Origin of the sequence: Bradyrhizobium sp. AZCC 1678 (assembly GCF_036924765.1) — a bacterium.
In the GTDB taxonomy this organism is placed as follows: Bacteria; Pseudomonadota; Alphaproteobacteria; order Rhizobiales; family Xanthobacteraceae; genus Bradyrhizobium; species Bradyrhizobium algeriense.
The window spans coordinates 2,169,013-2,187,160 of the sequence record NZ_JAZHSE010000001.1 but is presented as its reverse complement, the minus strand read 5'-3'; the positions used below and the strand labels follow the sequence as shown (position 1 = coordinate 2,187,160).

Genomic DNA, 18,148 nt, shown 5'->3' with positions numbered 1-18,148 from the left:
AACAGCCGAAATGATCACCGTCGTCAGGCGGCCCGGTGTTGATACCCTAATGGATGGCCGCCACGGTGGTTACGGCAATGAGAATGATAGTTACGAGCGCACCTGAAACATAGAGAACGGTTCTGATGCTGCCGCCTTTGGCGGCGTTGCCTCCGCGCAAATAGACCGCAACGTGGGTCAGACGAATTGCGATATAGATCCATACGAGCGTTGCAAGCGTAGCGGGTCTTACCCCCATCAACATAGCCAGTACAGACGGGACGACAAAAGGAGTCAGCGCCTCCACCGCGTTCATGTGAACGCGATCGATCCGGTACAGCAGATTGTCTTCATCCGCTGGAAGGACAGGTCCGGAGAGTGCCCCGGCCCTGCCTTTGGAGGATCCTGAATAGACCGCCAGCAAAATTGACAGCAAGCAAAGGACAAGCACTCCCACAATGCTAAGCGAGTAGGCTGCCATACGGACCTCCGCAATTGCGATCACGTCGCATGGAATGCGCGAGTATTATGCCTCGCGGCCAATCCGCTCGGCGAACCGTTTCAGATAGAGTGGCCAACCCTGATCGCCCTCAACGCCTTCACGTACGCCTTCCCAACCTTGACCATGACGTTCGAGGTGACGGTGCTCGAGCTCCAACCGAGTCCGACTTGGCGTCTCGGCGATGAACCGAACCTCCCATTCACTCGTCTTGTCGGGATCAGTTTCGATTTGCCAACGCGGGCTGATGTCCCAGCTTAGAAGCACGCGAGTTGGCGGCTCAAAGGCCAACACACGCGCCCAGCGGCATTCGCTGCCATCGACACCTCGATCATAAACGTGACCCCCGACCCGGGGCTCGAACACGGTCTCTGCGATGGGAACGGAGAGCAGATTGTGCTCGCGTGGCTTGAAGCTGCCGAAATCTTCGGTGAAGACCTTGAACGCACGCTCAATAGGCGCCTCAACCACGATAGATTGTTTGATGGGCGCGGCCGTTATACGTATGCTCATGGCTGGTCCTCCACTGATTTTTCGACGGCCACTTTGTAAGCTGCCAGTGTGCTGCTCCAGAACCGGTCAAGCCAGACGCGCATCTGGCCGAGTCCCGCAGGATCGATGTGATAAATGTTGCTGGCCCCCTTTGGCTCGGCACGAACCAAACGAGATTCGCGCAGCACCTTCAGATGCTGGGAGACGGCTGACTGGGAGACTGTCAGTTCTCGGGTGATTTCAACGACAGTGCGAGGCCGCGCGCCCACAAGTTCGAATATTCGTCTGCGAGTCGAATCGCCCAGAGCGGCCAGTTGCGCGTTGTCTTTAGCCATGGCTGGCCGACGTCCGAAGCCGGGAGTGCCAACGGGACCTTTCAATTCGGTCATGACACAGGGTTCTCAGCGTATCATTAGTCATAGCTAATGATTAGCACGCACTGATGATTAAGTCAAACGTATGGAGATGTGGGCGAAACTTTCAGCTACGGCCATAACTGGTCATGGGTCATAGCGTCGCCAGCCGCGCGCGGCTGCTGCGACGACAGCAAGGGTTGCCTTGGCGCCGTCAGCCTCACCCTTCTCAAAATCGCCCTCCGTTTGCGCCATCGAATTTGTGACGTGCGCGAAGCAGACGATGGAATGGCCGCTCGTCGCGCTGAAGGCATAGAGAGCGGCCGCTTCCATCTCGACTGCAAGCGTTCCCAGATCGAGCGCCCGCGCGATGGCCGCTTCCGTCTCGCGATACGGAGCGTCCGTCGTCCAGGTCGAGCCGCGATGCAGTTTCTCGGGCAGCGATCGGCACGCCCGCTCGACGCGGTCCAGAAGCGATGAGTCGGGTGCTTCGGCGAAAGTCGAGCCCGGCTGGTAGTGATAACTTGTCCCCTCATCGCGCAGCGCTCGGTCAATCAGGACGAAGTACGGCGTCGGCCCGATTGCGGTGATTTGTCCGGCGGACGTGACGCTGACGAGAAGTCGGCAGCCGGACGCGAAGAGCTGCTCTGCCACGAGCACGGCGAACGGCGCACCAACGGCGCAACCGACGATGCCGATCTCGCCGATGCCGTCGAGATCGAAGGCAAGAAGCTCGGTGTGATAGCAGGCCCAACCTTCATGGATGCGGCCAGCGCCGGTCCGCTTGAGGTGGCGGACAACGTCACCGTCCGGATCGAGCACGCAGATTTCGGGCACGTTGAGGAGTGGCAACTGCCTCTGCCGGCGCGCCTCCCTCAACAGGGATTCAGGGCGGAATACCGAGGGCGCTTTGTGATCCTTGACACCGACGATCGGCCACGCGGATTCCGCGCGATGAGGCTTATCATCCATGACGCACCTGATCGACCTGTCTCAAGCCACGGATTCGACCGGCAGGCCGGCGGCTTTCCATTCGGGGTAACCGTCCTCAAGACGGCGAACGCGATAGCCGCGCGCCCTCAGGGCTGACACGGCTTCGAACGAAAGAACGCAATAGGGCCCGCGACAATAAGCAATCACCTCACGGCATTTTGACAGTTCGCCCAAACGCCTTTCCAGTTCGGCCAGAGGAATGTTGAGCGCGCCCGGGAGATGGCCCAGGGCGAACTCATCTTCGGGCCGCACGTCGAGGACCGTCACCAGATCGTCCCGCAATCGCGCGACCAGGTCATCACGCGATACAGGCTCAAGCGCGTCACGCGCGTGAAAATAATCGGTGACCAAGCGCCCGATCTCGGCAACGTTCCGTTCACCGACGCGCCCTAGCGCTTTGATCAGCGTGATCACTTCGGCATCGCCGGCCAGACGATAGAGAATGTGTTTGCCGCGACGCTCGGTCTCAACAAGCCGTGCGCGCCTCAGGATCTGTAAGTGCCGCGACGTATTGGCGAACGATAGATGTGCGCGAGCCGACAGTTCCTCGACGGTGCGTATTCCCTGCGCAAGATGTTCCAAAAGTTCAAGCCGGTGAGCGTGGCCGAGCGCCTGCGCCACCTGGGCAAGATTCTCATAAATCGCCTGTTTCGGTCCCGAGCTTGACACGGCGCTCCTTCCATATATCATTCAGCAGATCGATTGAATGTATCTAGCGTTTCTCACGAGGGAGTGCAAGTCCATGATTCTCCGCCAGTTCTTGCATAGCGATCCGGTCGGTATTTCCTACCTCTTCGGCTGCGGCGGCCAGGCTGCCGGGGCGGTCGTTGACCCAGTCGGCGATATTCAGCCCTACCTGCAGGCCGCCGACAATGCCGGCATGCGGATACATTTCGTCATCGACACGCATGTCCATGCCGACCACCTATCGGTCGGCCGGGCACTCGCGGCCGCAGCGGGAGCGGAGTACGTGCTCTCGGCGGAGGCCGGCGTATCGTTTCCGCACAAGGGCGTGCGCGACGGCGACGTTCTTCCCCTCGGCAACGTCTCTGCCACCGTGCTGCACACGCCCGGACACACGCCCGAGCACATCTGCATCCTTGTGACGGATCGAACGCGCGCGGACGAGCCGTGGTTCGTCTTCACCGGACACACGCTCATGGTCGGCGATCTCGGCCGCACCGAACTCGCCGCGAGCGCGGAGGAAGGCGCGAGGCAATTGTTCAAGAGCGTGCGAAAGCTGAAGGAGCTGCCTGACTACGTCGAGGTGCTGCCGGGCGCCTATGCGGGCTCGGTCTGCGGCCGGCGACTAAGCGGCAAACCATCGTCGGCGATCGGCTTCGAGAAACGGCACAATCAGGCGTTCACGATCGAGGACGAAGCCGAGTTTGTTCGATTCATGGTCGCCGAGATTCCGCCGGCGCCACCGGAAGCCGCGAAGATCAGGGCGGCCAATTCGGGCGCGGCCGCCGCCGCAGCCTGATCCATGAGCGAAGCGGCAACGACACAACAGCCAACCTCCCCGATTCGCCTGGGTCTCAGGGAGAACTGGCCACAGTTCGCCTTGCTCGTCCTGATCAACGCCTTCGTCGGCGGCATGGTCGGAATCGAACGAACAGTCGTGCCGCTGATCGGCTCCGAGGAGTTCAGGATCAGTTCGACGACGCTCGTCGTTTCCTTCATCGTCAGCTTCGGAGTCGTGAAGGCGTGCGCCAACTTGGTCTCCGGTCAGCTCGCCGATGCTTGGGGGCGCAAGCGGGTTCTGGTCCTCGGCTGGCTCGTCGGCCTGCCGGTGCCGTTCATGATCGTCTGGGCGCCGAGTTGGGGATGGATCATCGCAGCGAACGCCCTTCTCGGCATCAACCAGGGTCTTGCCTGGTCGATGACGGTGATCATGAAAATCGATCTCGTCGGGCCGAAGTCGCGTGGACTTGCCGTCGGCCTCAACGAGTTCGCCGGCTATCTCGCGGTGGGCGTGACCGCCTTCCTCACCGGATATCTCGCCTCTAAATATGGGCTGCGGCCGACGCCAATCTATCTCGGTGTTGCCTATGCGGTTCTCGGCACAGCGCTCTCAATCCTGCTGGTGCAAGATACGCGAGAGCATGTCCGACTGGAAACGGCGGCCCATCCGCAGCAATCGGCCCCGATCAGCTTCCGCGAGATATTTCTTCTCACCTCCTTCAGGGATCGCAACCTGTTTGCCGCGTCACAGGCCGGGCTCGTCAACAATCTCAATGACGGAATGAGCTGGGGAATCTTCCCGCTGTTCTTTGCCTCGTTCGGTCTCCACATCGATCGGATCGGCATATTGAAGGCCGTCTATCCGGCCACTTGGGGCATCCTGCAGATTGCCACGGGCCCCCTCTCCGATCGTTGGGGCCGTATGGGCCTGATCGTCGCCGGCATGTGGGTGCAGGCCGCGGGCTTGTTCCTGACTGCAGCAACAACTCATTTCGAGTGGTGGCTGGTCGGCAGCCTGCTGCTCGGTGTCGGCACGGCCATGGTGTACCCGAGCCTGATCGCCGCGGTGTCCGACGCTTCGCATCCAAGCTGGCGCGCACGATCGCTCAGCGTCTACCGCTTCTGGCGCGATCTCGGTTACGCGATCGGGGCGCTGTCGGCCGGCCTTATCGCCGACCTGTTCGGCATGGTCTGGGCGATCGGAACGATCGGCGCGGTCACCTTCCTGTCCGGGGTGGTCGTCGCCGTCGCCATGGAGGGCAGACCCGGAGCGCGAACATGAGCGAAACCTTTTCAGGACGTTGCCTCTGCGGCGCGGTCCGTTTCGAAGCACGCGGCCGGCCAAAGGGGGTTTTCTGGTGTCACTGCGGTAGCTGCCGTCGCCATTCCGGAGCCCCAGTCAGCGTATTCGTCGGGTTCGAGAACGACTCCGTCACAGTGACCGAAGGCGCCATCACGACGTACAAATCATCGCCGGGAACGACGCGCGGCTTCTGTGCCCGCTGCGGCTCGACACTGACCTGCGCTACCATGCATTTTCCGACGGAGACGCACTATCACGTCGGCGCCTTCGACCGGGCGGCGGAGCTCCAACCGGGGAAGCATTTCTTCGCCAACGAGCAATTGCCCTGGCTGCAGCTTAACCACAACGAGCAAGGCAAATGACTGCGACGATGCGGCCGATCTATCTCGATTACAACGCGAGCACACCGGTTGATCCAGCCGTGGCGGAGGCGATGCGGCCATTTTTGGACGACGCGTTCGGCAATCCGTCCAGCGGCCATTGGGCCAGCGCGCCGGCGAAGGCCGCGCTGGATCGGGCTCGCAGCCAGGTCGCCGCACTCCTCGGCGCTGCACCTTACGAGGTCGTATTCACCAGCGGCGGCAGCGAAGCAAACAATCTGGCAATCAAGGGCACGTTCTACGCACCGAACCGACGTGGGGCACACATCATCACCTCGGCCATCGAGCATCCCGCGGTTCTTGCGCCCTGCCGGTTTCTCGAACGGCTCGGCGGTTCGGTCACATACCTTCCGGTGGATCGGACGGGCCTGATCGATCCGGAGGACGTGCGCCGCGCCATTACTCCGCAGACGCTGCTGATCAGCATCATGCACGCCAACAACGAAGTCGGCACCATCCAGCCGATCGCGGAAATCGGCGCGATCGCGCGGAAGCACGGGATCCGTTTTCATACCGATGCAGCCCAATCGGTCGGAAAAATCCCGACCAAGGTGGACGAGCTCGGCGTCGATATGCTGACGATCGCCGGTCACAAGCTCTACGCCCCAAAGGGCGTCGGCGCGCTGTATGTCAGGTCGGGCCTCGAGCTTGAGCCGCTTATCCATGGCGCCGGCCATGAATCGGGCCCGACGCGCCGGAACCGAGAGCGTCCTGCTTGCCACTGGACTTGGAACGGCTTGCGCGCTGGCGGCTGACCTTGCATCAATGAGGCACGTAGAGGCCCTGCGCGATCGCCTGTGGAAGGCGCTGCAAGAGAGGTTCAACGAAGGCGTCGCGCTCAACGGCCATCCCACGCATCGTTTGCCGAACACTCTCAACGTGTCATTCGTCGGTAGAATCGGCGCTGACATATTGGGCCAGTTGCGCAATGTGGCGGCATCGACGGGTTCGGCGTGCCATTCGGGGCAGATTGAGCTCTCGCCCGTTCTCGCGGCGATGCGCGTGCCGGAACGGATCGGAATGGGAGCGATCCGCTTCAGCCTGGGAAGGCACACCACAGCCGACGAGATTGAGGCCGTCGTGGCGCGCCTGGCCACGATCTCGTTGTCTTGATTGCGACCGGCCGCCAGTCAGGCAAATCGTTTCGTCGCTAACAGAAGGGCAGGCTCGTTCGCGCCATACCCTGCAGCATGGACGTCCATGCCCGCTCGTTCGAGCACTGTCTGAACGTCGGCCAGTCTTGGAAAGCTGTAGATTTCTGCCGGAAAAGACGCGATGGCCTTCAGGTCGGCATTCGTGCGGAACAACAATGCCAGACGACCCCCCGGCTTCAGCACGCGCCCGATCTCGCGCAGCGACATCTCGATGTCCTTCCAAAAATAAAGCACGTGGACGCAAAGCGCCTTGTCGAACATGTCATCGGGGAAAGGCAACGATTCCACACCCGAAAGAACTACATCGATGCGACCGGCTTCGATGAGCGTTCGGTTTCGTTTGGCCGCGATCTCTACCATCAGCTTGGAGGGGTCTATGCCGACACTCCGCCCGCGAGGGGCCCGCGCAGCTATTTCCATCAGACTGCGCCCATGACCGCATCAACGTCGAGGACCAGATCGGTCTGTCCTATGCCGAGCGCTTCCATGGCGCGCATGTTTTCGCTCCAGGTTTCCCGGGCCATGATGAACGCAATCAGCCGGCCCAAGATGTCACGCGCGTTACGAGCATGTTCTGAAATGAATTGAGGACGACGCATTCTTACTCCTGTGGCACCCAACCCGCAGCAGGGTGCTGCAACTCGTCAGGATATGCTCGCCGAAAATGAAACGTGGCTGGCCATTTTCGAAGATGTCAAAACATATCAAAGGGGTGGACCAAGGCGGTGCGCACCAGGCGGGCCGCCTTCACATTCGAAAGGCGCGATTTGAAAGGCCTTTCTGCGTCGCAGGTATTTCCGTTTTTGGGTCAATCGCGACCGGGTCGCGGCAATAGCAAGTCCGGCCATGTCCGCTATGCCGCCGAAGAAGTAGATTCAGAGCATTGGCGGTAACGCATAGGCATGGCGGGTAGCCCTCATATGACGGAATCAGCTGTTGTTCTTCGGGTCCTGTCGGGGTCCCGGTTGGGTCCCGCATGAACGTGAACGAACGCAGATGATCGCAAATTGCCGACGTAAAAAACCCCGAGAAACCAAGGGCGTTCTGCTGATCCAGACCGCTTATAACGGTCTGGTTGCAGGTTCGAGTCCTGCCGGGCCCACCACGCTTCACCCTTCGGGCTACGCGCGGCGCAGCCACGCGGGGCCTGAGGGCGAAGCGTGGTGTCCGGCGTAGCTGAGCGAAGCCGAACTGAAGGCTACGGGCGAAGGCGGGCTACTCCCAACTAAAATATCGAAAACAACCCCATGCAAAGTAGCAAGGTGGCCGCCGGCATGGATGCTTTGAGCGAATTCCGCGAAAACATTTTGACACGTCGGGCAAATCAGGGGCACTACTAGATCATTGCGCCATTTGTAAAATGCCCCTGGCCCTGCCCGACCAACGGGCCGTTCGGCCGATTGCAGGCAAAACCCGGACAATTGAAGTCGCACCGGCTCGCGCGCGGTCGATCACTCAATTCACCCTGCCGAAATCGTTGAGAACCAGCTCTTGTCGTAGGTGGCTATGATCCGTCACGACAAGTGCTCACCAAGTAGATGCTGAGCTCGTTTGTCTTGATCAGATCATAGGGATCGTCCACCCCTTGTTCGCGCAGCCATTTGATTTGTAGGTCGTAGGCCTGGCGCTCAAGCGCGCCGAGACAGGGCAACTCTATCTTGTTGAACCGCTGCACATGATGCACCAATTCATGCAACAGGGCGCTCTTCTGCCGCAGATCATTGGGTCGCCACTCCTGCGGCAGGTAAATAGAGCCCTCGTTGCGATTATAGAGCGCTTGCAACTCCAGCCCGCTATTTTCCGGCGAGCCATGTCGCATTCCCATTTCCGCCGGTGTCACGAAGTGGATCGGCGGATGATCGGGAGCCGACAAACCGGTCTGGGCAACGATCCATGCGATGTAGATTGCGATCAGGCTATTCAAGGGAACGACCTCCTGCGGCAAGATCGCAATCCCCGCGCGATGCAATGCCGCGGATGAATCAGGACCATCGGCGAGTTCGAATGATGAAGCGCAACGGCCTGCACCATCGCGCAAGCTGCGTCGTGCTTCGCTAGTCGTACAACGAGGATATTGCCTGAGAGGCTGTGGTCTCATTCACGGAAGCGCGCAGCCAGATCGTCCCGGCGACGATGTGAATGATTAAAAATGCCGCGGCCACGGCCACGAGCCAGCCCATCTCATTTCGGGCAGAAGGCTGAGCAGGCAACCTCGGTTGAGCCGGCCTGCCGGTGACGAGCATTTCCCGAGTTTCGGAATCCTGGCTGGATTGGCGCGAAGCGGATTGCTCGGAAGGCGCGATCAAGTGTTGGTATTGACGCAGGATTCGACCCGCCTGAAGGCGCCGTGAGCTGTGCAGCGCCGACGTGATAAAAGCGAAGAAGCTTCGCCTTTCCTTTTCGACGTGAAACGAAGCGAGAGGCGGCAGTACGGCCGAAGGGCGCGAAGTGTTTTTCATTATCAGGACACCACGGTAGATTGATGATTCGATGCGTTGTCAGCACAATGTCTGGAACCAATGGCCTCGACGGCTGACCGAGCGATGGCGGCAGTTGCAGGGGCATAAGCTCCAGGATTGGCAGTGCATGATGTCAGGCAATAGATCGCAGTAGCCGCATCATCGGACTCGCTGATGCCGCGGAACCGATTATGGCCGCTTCAGCGTGATCGGTTGCCAGAAAAAGCGGCACGCTTCAGCATGCGCTTCCAGCACGTCGATGCCGATATCGCGTAGAAAATCAGATCTGTCCCTGATATCCGCGCGCAGCTTTGACCGGAAGCAGGCGCGCTCCCACCATGTCAAAGGCAGCCCCAAGATCGCCGGGATGCGCAGATCATAGTCGCCTGAGGCAAATCCTGCGCCTACCGCAATGGCATGATCGGCGCGACCAAGTCTATTTCTGTAAATTTGCAAGAAAACCTCCTGAGGCAGTTCGGTCCGCGATGATTTTTTGAAAAGAAGGCGCTTAAATATTCACCGCTCAATATCGATTGCCGCTCCGGGTGTGAGTAATAAGAAAGGCAACGCCCGCGTCTCGGAGGCGCTAGATCGTGCGATCAATCGCCACTGGAAATACGAACGTCATGTCGTGAAGATTCTCCACCGGAAGATCTTTGATCTCTCGGTGAATCTCGGCGACGTCGATGCTCGCGCTTTTGGTGGAGCGTACGTCCGCCGCAGCCATCGGCGCGGAAAAGAAGGTGAGCTTAACCCCGACCCCGACCAGGATAAATGTGGCGACCGCGACAACGGGATGTGCGCGCATGACGGTTCCTTCGGTTGCACGTGCCTGGGATTGGCGATGCTTGATGTTATGCAATCGACCGCCGCCGCCGCATCATCGGAACCAATGAGGCTGGTACTGCTGTTGTGTGCTGCCTTCCAATCGTCTGCCCTGGCCCGTCGGCCCCAGCCCAGATCGCAATTGCACCGGTCCCGTCGCCCATAGGACGCGGTGCCGATCAAGAGACAGGCCGCCTCAGGAATTAATGAACCGGCTACTGTGGGGCCCGAACCTGAGGCGTCGAGTTCTGCAACAGGTGCAGGAGATCGGCCTGCCGGGTCGTATCGGTCTTGGAGAAGATGTGCTGCAGGTGGGTGCGCGCCGTCGGCTCGCTGATGCCGAGCATGTCGGCTGCCTCCTTGGCGCCCAACCCCTGAGTAAGCGCCAGCAGCACGCGGAGTTCGCCGCCGGTCAGCCTGTAAAGCCTGGCAAAAGCCTCACCCGGCATCAGCGGCGCCTCAGCAGGATCCTTTGTGAACACAGCTACCGATGCTGCAAACGGCGCGATAATGCCGCTGCGCTGACCGCGATCGACCGGAAGGAGGGTTGCGACATAGCCGGCGCCATCGACATCGGGGATCGCAAGGGAATGCTCGCTTGTATCCAAGTCGATATCGTCGCGCGACGCCTTGTCAATGGCCTTCGACAGCGCAGCGCGCGTGGCGGGATCGGTGGGAGAAATCCGATTGTTCACGATGCGAATGGAGCTGCCGGTTTTGACCTGCCTCTCGGCAGCGGCATTCATGTAGACGACGCGGCCATCGCGTGACGTGAGAAAAACACCTGTGACGAGTGCATCAAGCGTCTTTTCCAACATCTCCGACCTCAGCGCCCTGATATCGAGCGCATCCGAGATGGCGAGGGCACGGCAGACGTGCGGGGAAAGAAGCTTGAGCAGGCCGATCTCGAGCTGTTGGTAATGCGGCGCCTTCTCGCTCCGTGAGGCATGCATGGAGGCCATGCGACCGCCAGTCCGCAACGCCGGGAACCAGATTATGTCCAGTAGTCCGAACGGCTCCAGCACTTCTCGAGCGAAACGGCTTCCCAACAATTCGAGGCGCATCATTGAGAGAGCACTAACGTCGCCGATCTTCGAGACGATATCCGCTGCTGCCATTGGACTTTGTGCATAGTGGCTTCCCAGCTTTTCAAGGAATTCCGGCTGGTATCCGAACACGAATAACTGATCATTTTGCACGTGCCGCATATCGTGAACGCATATTCCGCCCGCTGTGCTTTCACACAGATCGGCAATTTCCCGGCAAGTGTCCGGCCACTGATGTGGATCGAGCGCGCAGTCGTAGATCGCGCCGATTGTGTCGGATAGCTGCTGGGCGGAGACACCGTCCAAACCGATCACGTAGAGCCCTCCCTGGCAGCGCCACTCGATAGTGCGCCGAGGGATGCAATGATCCCGACGGAGCGCATGGTGGTCCTCCGATTCTTGCGGCCGGGATGCCCGGTACTTCGCCAATTGAGCCCTGCCGCCGTCGTCGCCGGCGTCAGTTCGGCGTGACAGCGGCGTTAATCTTGCTCGGAGGGCCAAGAAAAGCGTAGAAATTGCGTCCTAGGAGGAGCTTCATCGTGCAAATTCCGCGTGCGCCAATGGACGGCGTGCTTTTTCCAAGATTTGGTCTTTCGCTGCTGGGAGGCTTTGAGCTGACCGGACCGGATGGCGTGGTCGACCTGCCAAGCAAGAAGCTTGCAGGCTTGTTGGCCTATCTGGCCTGCAACGCGCCCCGGCCGCAGTCGCGTGAGAAGCTGTCGGCCCTGTTGTGGGGCTCCCGCTTCGACGCGCAGGCCAGGCAGAACCTGCGCCAGGCTTTGTTCCGGCTGCGCAAAGTGCTCGGCGAGGACGCTCTGGAGAGCGATGGTGAGGTCGTATCGCTCAATGCGGCGGCCGTCCGATGCGACGTCAGCCAGTTCGAGGCCCTGGTACGTGACGGTAGCCGGGATGCGCTGAGCGCGGCAGCCGATCTCTACCGGGGTCGGCTGATCGACGACGTTAGCGTAGGCGAGGAGGGCTGGAACGAATGGCTGACTGGTGAACGCGAGAGATTGCTGGATCTTGCCCTTGGCGCCATGATGGGGCTCGGCGAACAGGATCTGGCCGCCGGCCGCGCCGAACAAGCGCTGAAGGCCGGCCAGCGCGCCATCGCGCTTAACAACATGCGCGAGGACGCCCACCGGTTGATGGTACGGGCGCTGGCCGCTACGGGACGCAAGGCCGAGGCTCTCACGCACTACCAGGACCTCGTTGCGTTGCTCAAGCGCGAACTGAACACGGAGCCCGATGCTGCGACCAGATCGCTCGCCGCCGAGCTTCGCGCCACGGAGCCGCCGGGCAGGTCGTCCGCTGAAAGGGAGATCGCCAAGCCCACGCTGCCGCAACCCGACCGGTCATCGATTGTGGCGTTGCCCTTTGGCAATATGAGGAGAGACCACGAGAACGCTGACAATCCCGCAGCGGACGGCGATGAAGCATCGTCTGCGGTGGCAGTCGGCTCCGGAAGCCCCGAGCGGCGACAGCTGACGATCATGGTTTGCAATATGGTCGGGTCGATGCTGCTTTCGGCGCGCCTCGACCCTGAAGACATGCACGATCTCATCGCCGCCTTCCACAAATCGATCGCCGATGTTGTTTCGCGCTTCGATGGATTTGTCGCCCAGTACCTGGGCGATGGCGTGCTCATCTATTTTGGCTACCCCGCTGCTGGCGAGCATGACGCCGAGCAAGCCATGCGTGCGGGCCTTGCCATCCTTGACACGATCGGCACGTTGAAAGCGTCTCCATGCGTGACTGTTCAGGTGAGCGTTGGCATCGCCACCGGGCTCGTTGTCATCGGCGAGCGGTCAGGGACCGGCGACACACAGCAGTGCGTTGCGATCGGCGAGGCGCCAAACGTGGCGGCGCAGCTGCAGGCCGCGGCCGCGCCCGGCGAGGTCGTGATCGCCGCCAGCACGCATCGGCTGGCGGGGCGGATGTTCGACTGCCGTGCGCTTGCTGCCATCGACGTGAAGGGGCTGCCGCAACCGGTGGAGGCGTGGCAGGTGCGCGGCGAGACGGCCGGCGTTAGCCGCTTCGAGGTGCGGCGCGCGGGCGCGCTGACCCCGCTCGTTGGCCGGCAGGAAGAGATTGAGCTGCTGCTGCGCCGTTGGGATCAAGCCAAGCTCGGCGAGGGTCGGGTCGTGCTGCTCACGGGAGAGCCCGGCATCGGCAAGTCCCGTATCGCTGAAAGCCTGCTGGCCGCGCGCGAGGGCGAGCCGCATGCTCGCATTCGATATTTCTGCTCGCCCTACCATGTGCAGAGCCCGCTCTACCCGTTCATCGCGCAGCTCGAGCGGGCCGCGGGCTTCGAACCGGGGAGCAGCGCCAGTGTGAAACTCGACAAATTGGAGGCCTTGCTCAAGCCGACGACGAAAAATGTGCTACGCGACGTGGCGCTCGTTGCCGAGCTGTTGGGGGTGCCGGCGGACTGGCGCTACCCGGCGTTGGCGCTCAGCCCGCAGCAGAAGCGGGAGCTGACTCTCACCGCGCTTCTCGATCAGCTCGACGGCGCAGCGGCGCAGGGCGCCGTCCTGATCGTGGTCGAGGACGCCCACTGGATTGATCCGACATCCCAGGATTTGCTCGATCGAATGGTTGCCCGCGCCGCCAGCCTGCCGGTGCTGCTGGTCGTCACGGTCCGGCCGGAGCTCCAGCCAACGTGCGTCGGCCAGTCGCATGTGACGATGCTGCCCTTGAGCCGCCTCGGCCGTCGCGACAGCGCCGGCATTGTTGCCGGTGTCACCAAGGGCAAGGCGCTGCCCGCCGCGGTCGTCGATCAGGTCCTTGCGCACACGGATGGCGTGCCGCTGTTCATCGAGGAGCTGACCAGCGCGCTGCTCGAGAGCGGGCTGTTGCGGGAGACAACGGACCGCTACCTGCTCGACGGACCGCTGCCAGAGTTCGCCATACCGACGACGCTGCAGGCCTCGCTGGTGGCCCGCCTCGACCGGCTTGGCTCGGGCAAGGATGTGGCGCTGATCGGCTCTGCGATCGGACGGGAGTTCTCCCACGAGCTGATTGGCGCGGTGGCATCTTTGAGTCCGGAGGACCTCGACGCGGCGCTCGAGCGGCTGACGGTCTCCGGCCTCATCTCCCGGCGCGGAACGCCGCCGATCGCGACCTACGCCTTCAAGCACGCGCTGGTGCAGGACGCCGCCTACACCACGATGCTCAAGAGTCGGCGGCGGCAGTTGCATGCGAGCATCGCCAATGTGCTGGTCGAGCGGTTCCCGGCGCTGGCCGAAACCCTGCCTGAGATTGTCGCCCACCATTTCACCGAGGCCGGGCTTGCAACGGAGGCGATCGGCCATTGGTTCAAGGCGGGCCAACGCGCCACCGAGCGCTCGGCTGATCAGGAAGCAGTCCGCCATCTTGAGCGAGGATTGGCGCTTCTGAGGACGCTCCCGGAGTCGGAGGACCGCGATCGCCATGAGCTCGATTTCCAGATCACCTTAGGCACACCTTTGGTGGCAGTGAGTGGATACTCAAGTCCTGAGGTCGGGGCTGCGAGCGAGCGCGCAATTCTCCTCTCCGAGAAGCTGGATGATGTCGGACACCTGTTTGCGGCGCTCTATGCCCAGTTCTCTTACTGCAACACGACCGGCAACACTTACAAGGCACTGGAATTCGCAGAACGCTGCCGGACGCTAGGCATCCGCCAAGGCGACCGGGCGATGCAGCTGATGGCACACCGTGGAACCGGGATTGTGTTGTATCAGCTTGGAAAATTTGGACTGGCTCGGAAAGAACTCGAGCAATCTCTTGCGCTATATGATCCCAAGCGTGACCGATCCCTTGCGGCTCGGTACCTCACTGATCCATTCGCGTCTGCATCGGCATTGTTAGCTTCAATCGCATGGATTTCAGGCTTCCCCGATCGTGCAGCAAAAATGCAGATACAAGCTCTCAGCTACGCTGCCGAACTCAATCACGTCAACACAATTGGTTTCGTTCACTTTTTAGCGGGAGCCGCGCTCGAGCAGCTTTTCGGAAATGTGGCCGCAGTGCTAACTCATACACAAACCTTGAGTGCTCTTGCGACGGAGCACGGCGTGTTGGCATGGCGGAGCAGTGGGATCATTTTTGAGGGCTGGGCCCTCTCATTGACTGGTGGACCGGAGAGCGGCATTTCCCTGATGCAAAAGGGCATTGCCGATGTCGACGCCAAGAACCTGACATTTCTTGTTCCGCTTTTCACGAGCCTGTTGGCCCAGGTTCGTGGTCGCGCTGGCGACTTCCAGTCAGCCTTGGCTCTGTGCATCGATGCGCGAGAAAGATCACAGCGCTCCGAACAATACATTTGGGAGGCAGAGCTTCACCGGAATGAAGGCGACGTGCGGCGCGCCGCGGGACATTCATTGACCGATGTGGAAGAATGTTTTGGTAAGGCGCTCGACGTGAGCCGCGCGCAGGGCGCCAGGATGTTCGAACTCCGCGCCGCCACGAGCCTCGCGCGGCTATGGCGCGACCAGGGGAGGCATGTTGAAGCCCGTGGTCTACTTCTGCCTATCTATGGCTGGTTCACCGAGGGTTTCGACACTGCCGACCTGAAAGATGCCAAAGCGCTCCTTGCTCAATTGAGAGCATAGGTCTGACTGGATGGCCCATTGCTGAATGGCCACTTGTGAGAGGTGTTTCGGACGCCGGCCGCCATGCAAAGTAACAGGGGGTCGCTGGCATGGATGCTTTCCCTGCGAAAACATTTTGAAGCGATCCCTGACGCTCCTCGAACCTACGCTTGCTGGACAAGCGAATGCAACGCCCTGACCGCGGCCTCCCGGTTCTCCACAGGGACAAACAGACTGACCGAATGCGGCGACAACACGTACTTGTCGGGGACAATCCCGTGATGTCCGAGAACCTGCAACGCCCTGAACGGCAATTCCGACGAAACGCCGCCGAAGCAGGTGAGACTCACCGAGCTTGAAGCCTCGCGCTGCCTGCGCAGATCCGAGCATTGCTCCAGCGTACGCAACAGGGCGTCGAGCCACTCTGAATCACAGGCCACGGTCATGCTGGTTTTTCCCGCGGTGAAGTGTGATGCAAGGAGCTGCGGCCAGGACAGGCTGTTTTGCTTGAGATGCTGCGCGAATTTCTCGAAACCGTGATTGAGATCGTTGGAATCGATTTCCACATGCTCAATGCGAGCCATCGAGTTGACGGCCAGAACCTTTCCGTTTTCCATGCCTGCAACCTCTTTCTTCACTTGCGTGCTGCGTTTAACGCCGCCCCACTGCTTGAGAACCAGAGGCACATCCTGACTTTGCGCCAGCTCTACGCTGCGAAAGTGCAGGATCTTTGCGCCCCAGAAGCACATTTCGGACAGGGATGCGAAGTCCACTCGCCGCAGGGGCTTTGCGTCAGGCACGATGCGCGGATCGGCCGAACAAATTCCGTCGACCTCTTTGATGATTTCACAGCGTTCGGCCTTCAGCGCCGCGGCCATCGCAACGGCCGTGGTGTCGCTGCCGCCCCGGCCGAGCGTGGTGATTTCCCGGGTCACCGGGTTCACGCCCTGAAATCCTGCCAGCACTACAACGCGCCCACGATCAAGTTCCTCGTGCACGCGAATGGGCCTTACATCCAGGATGCGTGCCGAGGAATGGGAGTCGTCGGTCATCACGCCGGCCTGGCTGCCGGTGAAGCTGATCGCGGGCACGCCGAGATCGGCAAGTGCCATGCTCATCAGGGACATGCTGATGCGCTCACCGGTCGTTAGCAGCATGTCAAGTTCACGGCGATTGGGAGCAGGGCTGACCTGATAAGCCATCTCGATCAATTGGTCGGTGGTCTTGCCCATGGCGGAGACGATCGCCACGACACGATGACCACGGCCATGCAGGTCGGCGAGACTGCGCGCAACCGCGCGAATTTTCGCCGGTGTTTCAAGACAGACACCGCCATATTTTTGAACGATGATGGGATGGTTGCGCATCTAACCTCGGTGAGAAGCCTCGCTCGCCTCGCCCATCGAACCGACACCACCTATCCATGTGCTGACGATTTCAAAGTTCGGATTAAAGGCGACAAGGTCCGCGCGGTACCCGGGCGCGATCCGTCCAAGCTCGGACTCAAGGCCCAGAAATGCCGCTGATGTCCGCGAGGCCATAATGAGGGCATCTGCAAGCGAGATTCCGAGCAGCGCAACAGCGTTGCCCACCGCCTCGATCATGGTGAGGTGAGCGCCCGCGAGTGTGCCATCGGGGCCAGTCAGGCGATTTTCGTGCAACGTGATCGGCCTTCCCTGCAGCATGAATTGCCGGTCCGTCGTGCCCACCAATGGCATGGCATCGGTGACCAGCATCAATCGATCGCGTCCCTTGCAGCGGAAGGCAACCCGCAAACCGGCGCGGTCAACGTGGATGCCGTCGCAGATGATCCCTGCAAACAGCCGGTCATCGCTCAGCGCGGCGCCCACCAGGCCCGGCTCCCGCGCGTTCAACTGTGACATGGCATTGAACAGATGGGTCACCCCCAAGACACCGCGATCGACCGCCTGCCCGATTTCGGCTGCGGTGGCGTCGCTGTGGCCGGCCGCGATACGCAATCCGGCGCCGATCAGTTCATCGATCATGGACGCGGGCACGCATTCCGGGGCCAAGGTCACAATGGAGCGGCCGCGGCCCCCAAAACTTTTGATCGCGGCGAGATCGCGCCGATCGGGCACGCGGATCTCGGCTTCGGGATGAATGCCCTTGCGAGACCTGTTGAGGGCCGGCCCTTCCAGATGAAAGCCGAGAACGCCGGGAATCTTCAGACAATCCTGGGCGACTGCAGCCAATCGCTCGATGACCTCGCTGCGATCGGTGATGAGGGTCGGCAAGCAGCCCGTGGTCCCCTCCTTGCGGTGCGCCTCAACGATGCGTCGAACGCCAGCCTCCGTGGGCTGGTCGTTGAGAAGAACGCCCCCGCCTCCGTTCACCTGGATGTCGATGAATCCGGGTGCAAGGATCGCGTCTGCGGGAAGGTGGATTGAGGCGCGCACCTTCGCCTCGCCGAAGGTCATGCTTTCAATCCGCCCCTGCGAGATCCTGACCGATCCCGGCCCGCGCATGGCGGCACCGTCAAAGATGTGCTGCGCGGCAATCGTGAGAGAGGAAGGATTAGCGTCGCCCATCGGTATTGATCCGAGAATAGCAGTCACGGACTCGTGAGGCGAGTCACCTACAAGACTTCATATGTACACCAAGGAGCTTTG

The 18,148-nt window shown here is 61.1% G+C and carries 20 protein-coding genes; 6 read left to right on the top strand and 14 right to left on the bottom strand.

Annotated elements, in window-relative coordinates; genetic code table 11:
- Window positions 1-46: 46 nt before the first annotated feature.
- From V1294_RS10415 to V1294_RS10395, 5 genes are all read right to left on the bottom strand, one after another.
- The gene (locus V1294_RS10415) at window positions 47-460 is read right to left on the bottom strand and encodes an MAPEG family protein (RefSeq protein WP_334496874.1); all 414 of its coding nucleotides are present in this window, start codon (window positions 458-460) and stop codon (window positions 47-49) included.
- 45 nt (window positions 461-505) lie between these two features.
- Entirely contained in the window at window positions 506-991 is a 486-nt protein-coding gene (locus V1294_RS10410) for an SRPBCC family protein (RefSeq protein WP_334496872.1), read from the bottom strand.
- Complete coding sequence (locus V1294_RS10405; RefSeq protein WP_334504582.1) at window positions 988-1,305, bottom strand: ArsR/SmtB family transcription factor; 318 nt, start codon at window positions 1,303-1,305, stop codon at window positions 988-990. The genes V1294_RS10410 and V1294_RS10405 overlap by 4 nt, the downstream gene beginning before the upstream one ends.
- A 165-nt stretch (window positions 1,306-1,470) precedes the next feature.
- A complete protein-coding gene (locus V1294_RS10400; RefSeq protein ID WP_442895331.1) occupies window positions 1,471-2,295 on the bottom strand; it encodes a nucleoside phosphorylase in 825 nt (274 codons plus the stop codon).
- A gap of 21 nt (window positions 2,296-2,316) precedes the next feature.
- Complete coding sequence (locus V1294_RS10395) at window positions 2,317-2,985, bottom strand: ArsR/SmtB family transcription factor (protein WP_334477586.1); 669 nt, start codon at window positions 2,983-2,985, stop codon at window positions 2,317-2,319.
- A 73-nt stretch (window positions 2,986-3,058) separates the two neighbouring features.
- Here V1294_RS10395 and V1294_RS10390 point away from each other — a divergent pair, with 73 nt between their 5' ends.
- The 5 genes from V1294_RS10390 to V1294_RS10370 are packed head-to-tail and all read left to right on the top strand — an operon-like array spanning window position 3,059 to window position 6,576.
- Complete coding sequence (locus V1294_RS10390) at window positions 3,059-3,799, top strand: MBL fold metallo-hydrolase (RefSeq protein WP_334496869.1); 741 nt, start codon at window positions 3,059-3,061, stop codon at window positions 3,797-3,799.
- A gap of 3 nt (window positions 3,800-3,802) precedes the next feature.
- Complete coding sequence (locus tag V1294_RS10385) at window positions 3,803-5,062, top strand: MFS transporter (protein WP_334496867.1); 1,260 nt, start codon at window positions 3,803-3,805, stop codon at window positions 5,060-5,062.
- Entirely contained in the window at window positions 5,059-5,445 is a 387-nt protein-coding gene (locus tag V1294_RS10380; protein WP_334496865.1) for a GFA family protein, read from the top strand. The genes V1294_RS10385 and V1294_RS10380 overlap by 4 nt, the downstream gene beginning before the upstream one ends.
- Window positions 5,442-6,218, top strand: coding sequence for a cysteine desulfurase family protein (locus tag V1294_RS10375; protein ID WP_334496863.1), 777 nt, complete (start codon window positions 5,442-5,444; stop codon window positions 6,216-6,218). Before V1294_RS10380 ends, V1294_RS10375 begins: the two co-directional genes overlap by 4 nt.
- Window positions 6,127-6,576: an aminotransferase class V-fold PLP-dependent enzyme gene (locus V1294_RS10370; RefSeq protein WP_334496861.1), complete on the top strand. Its 450-nt coding sequence runs from the start codon at window positions 6,127-6,129 to the stop codon at window positions 6,574-6,576. The genes V1294_RS10375 and V1294_RS10370 overlap by 92 nt, the downstream gene beginning before the upstream one ends.
- A 17-nt stretch (window positions 6,577-6,593) precedes the next feature.
- Here the strand turns inward: V1294_RS10370 and V1294_RS10365 are convergent, their stop codons facing one another.
- The 7 genes from V1294_RS10365 to V1294_RS10335 form a co-directional block, all read right to left on the bottom strand.
- The gene (locus V1294_RS10365; RefSeq protein ID WP_334496860.1) at window positions 6,594-7,037 is read right to left on the bottom strand and encodes a class I SAM-dependent methyltransferase; all 444 of its coding nucleotides are present in this window, start codon (window positions 7,035-7,037) and stop codon (window positions 6,594-6,596) included.
- Window positions 7,037-7,216 carry a hypothetical protein gene (locus V1294_RS10360; RefSeq protein ID WP_334496859.1) on the bottom strand — a complete coding sequence of 60 codons (180 nt, stop codon included), beginning with the start codon at window positions 7,214-7,216 and terminating at the stop codon, window positions 7,037-7,039. Before V1294_RS10360 ends, V1294_RS10365 begins: the two co-directional genes overlap by 1 nt.
- Before the next feature lie 905 nt (window positions 7,217-8,121).
- The gene (locus V1294_RS10355; protein WP_334496857.1) at window positions 8,122-8,655 is read right to left on the bottom strand and encodes a DUF6647 family protein; all 534 of its coding nucleotides are present in this window, start codon (window positions 8,653-8,655) and stop codon (window positions 8,122-8,124) included.
- A 16-nt stretch (window positions 8,656-8,671) separates the two neighbouring features.
- Complete coding sequence (locus V1294_RS10350) at window positions 8,672-9,076, bottom strand: hypothetical protein (RefSeq protein WP_334496854.1); 405 nt, start codon at window positions 9,074-9,076, stop codon at window positions 8,672-8,674.
- A 189-nt stretch (window positions 9,077-9,265) separates the two neighbouring features.
- On the bottom strand, window positions 9,266-9,532 hold the full coding sequence (locus tag V1294_RS10345; RefSeq protein ID WP_334496852.1) for a hypothetical protein: 267 nt from the start codon (window positions 9,530-9,532) through the stop codon (window positions 9,266-9,268).
- 130 nt (window positions 9,533-9,662) lie between these two features.
- A complete protein-coding gene (locus V1294_RS10340) occupies window positions 9,663-9,884 on the bottom strand; it encodes a hypothetical protein (protein WP_334496850.1) in 222 nt (73 codons plus the stop codon).
- A gap of 232 nt (window positions 9,885-10,116) precedes the next feature.
- Window positions 10,117-11,262, bottom strand: a complete 1,146-nt coding sequence (locus V1294_RS10335) for a helix-turn-helix transcriptional regulator (RefSeq protein WP_334496848.1) — start codon at window positions 11,260-11,262, stop codon at window positions 10,117-10,119.
- 224 nt (window positions 11,263-11,486) lie between these two features.
- Between V1294_RS10335 and V1294_RS10330 the strand changes: the two genes are divergently transcribed.
- Window positions 11,487-15,539, top strand: a complete 4,053-nt coding sequence (locus tag V1294_RS10330; protein ID WP_334496846.1) for a BTAD domain-containing putative transcriptional regulator — start codon at window positions 11,487-11,489, stop codon at window positions 15,537-15,539.
- Between the two features lie 143 nt (window positions 15,540-15,682).
- On the opposite strand, the gene V1294_RS10325 is transcribed toward V1294_RS10330, so the two are convergent.
- Together V1294_RS10325 and nagA are read right to left on the bottom strand one after the other, a co-directional pair.
- Complete coding sequence (locus V1294_RS10325; protein WP_334496843.1) at window positions 15,683-16,885, bottom strand: aspartate kinase; 1,203 nt, start codon at window positions 16,883-16,885, stop codon at window positions 15,683-15,685.
- Window positions 16,886-18,067, bottom strand: coding sequence for an N-acetylglucosamine-6-phosphate deacetylase (gene nagA / locus V1294_RS10320; protein ID WP_334496841.1), 1,182 nt, complete (start codon window positions 18,065-18,067; stop codon window positions 16,886-16,888).
- Window positions 18,068-18,148 lie beyond the last annotated feature (81 nt).

What these genes read in the sequence shown, in the direction of transcription:
- V1294_RS10360 (WP_334496859.1), bottom strand. Translation starts at nt 7,216, where the DNA reads ATGCGTCGTCCTCAATTCATTTCAGAACATGCTCGTAACGCGCGTGAC.
- V1294_RS10370 (WP_334496861.1), top strand. Translation starts at nt 6,127, where the DNA reads ATGGCGCCGGCCATGAATCGGGCCCGACGCGCCGGAACCGAGAGCGTC.
- V1294_RS10375 (WP_334496863.1), top strand. Translation starts at nt 5,442, where the DNA reads ATGACTGCGACGATGCGGCCGATCTATCTCGATTACAACGCGAGCACA.
- V1294_RS10400 (WP_442895331.1), bottom strand. Translation starts at nt 2,295, where the DNA reads ATGGATGATAAGCCTCATCGCGCGGAATCCGCGTGGCCGATCGTCGGT.
- V1294_RS10380 (WP_334496865.1), top strand. Translation starts at nt 5,059, where the DNA reads ATGAGCGAAACCTTTTCAGGACGTTGCCTCTGCGGCGCGGTCCGTTTC.
- nagA (WP_334496841.1), bottom strand. Translation starts at nt 18,067, where the DNA reads ATGGGCGACGCTAATCCTTCCTCTCTCACGATTGCCGCGCAGCACATC.
- V1294_RS10350 (WP_334496854.1), bottom strand. Translation starts at nt 9,076, where the DNA reads ATGAAAAACACTTCGCGCCCTTCGGCCGTACTGCCGCCTCTCGCTTCG.
- V1294_RS10365 (WP_334496860.1), bottom strand. Translation starts at nt 7,037, where the DNA reads ATGGAAATAGCTGCGCGGGCCCCTCGCGGGCGGAGTGTCGGCATAGAC.
- V1294_RS10390 (WP_334496869.1), top strand. Translation starts at nt 3,059, where the DNA reads ATGATTCTCCGCCAGTTCTTGCATAGCGATCCGGTCGGTATTTCCTAC.
- V1294_RS10325 (WP_334496843.1), bottom strand. Translation starts at nt 16,885, where the DNA reads ATGCGCAACCATCCCATCATCGTTCAAAAATATGGCGGTGTCTGTCTT.
- V1294_RS10415 (WP_334496874.1), bottom strand. Translation starts at nt 460, where the DNA reads ATGGCAGCCTACTCGCTTAGCATTGTGGGAGTGCTTGTCCTTTGCTTG.
- V1294_RS10385 (WP_334496867.1), top strand. Translation starts at nt 3,803, where the DNA reads ATGAGCGAAGCGGCAACGACACAACAGCCAACCTCCCCGATTCGCCTG.
- V1294_RS10340 (WP_334496850.1), bottom strand. Translation starts at nt 9,884, where the DNA reads ATGCGCGCACATCCCGTTGTCGCGGTCGCCACATTTATCCTGGTCGGG.
- V1294_RS10410 (WP_334496872.1), bottom strand. Translation starts at nt 991, where the DNA reads ATGAGCATACGTATAACGGCCGCGCCCATCAAACAATCTATCGTGGTT.
- V1294_RS10405 (WP_334504582.1), bottom strand. Translation starts at nt 1,305, where the DNA reads ATGGCTAAAGACAACGCGCAACTGGCCGCTCTGGGCGATTCGACTCGC.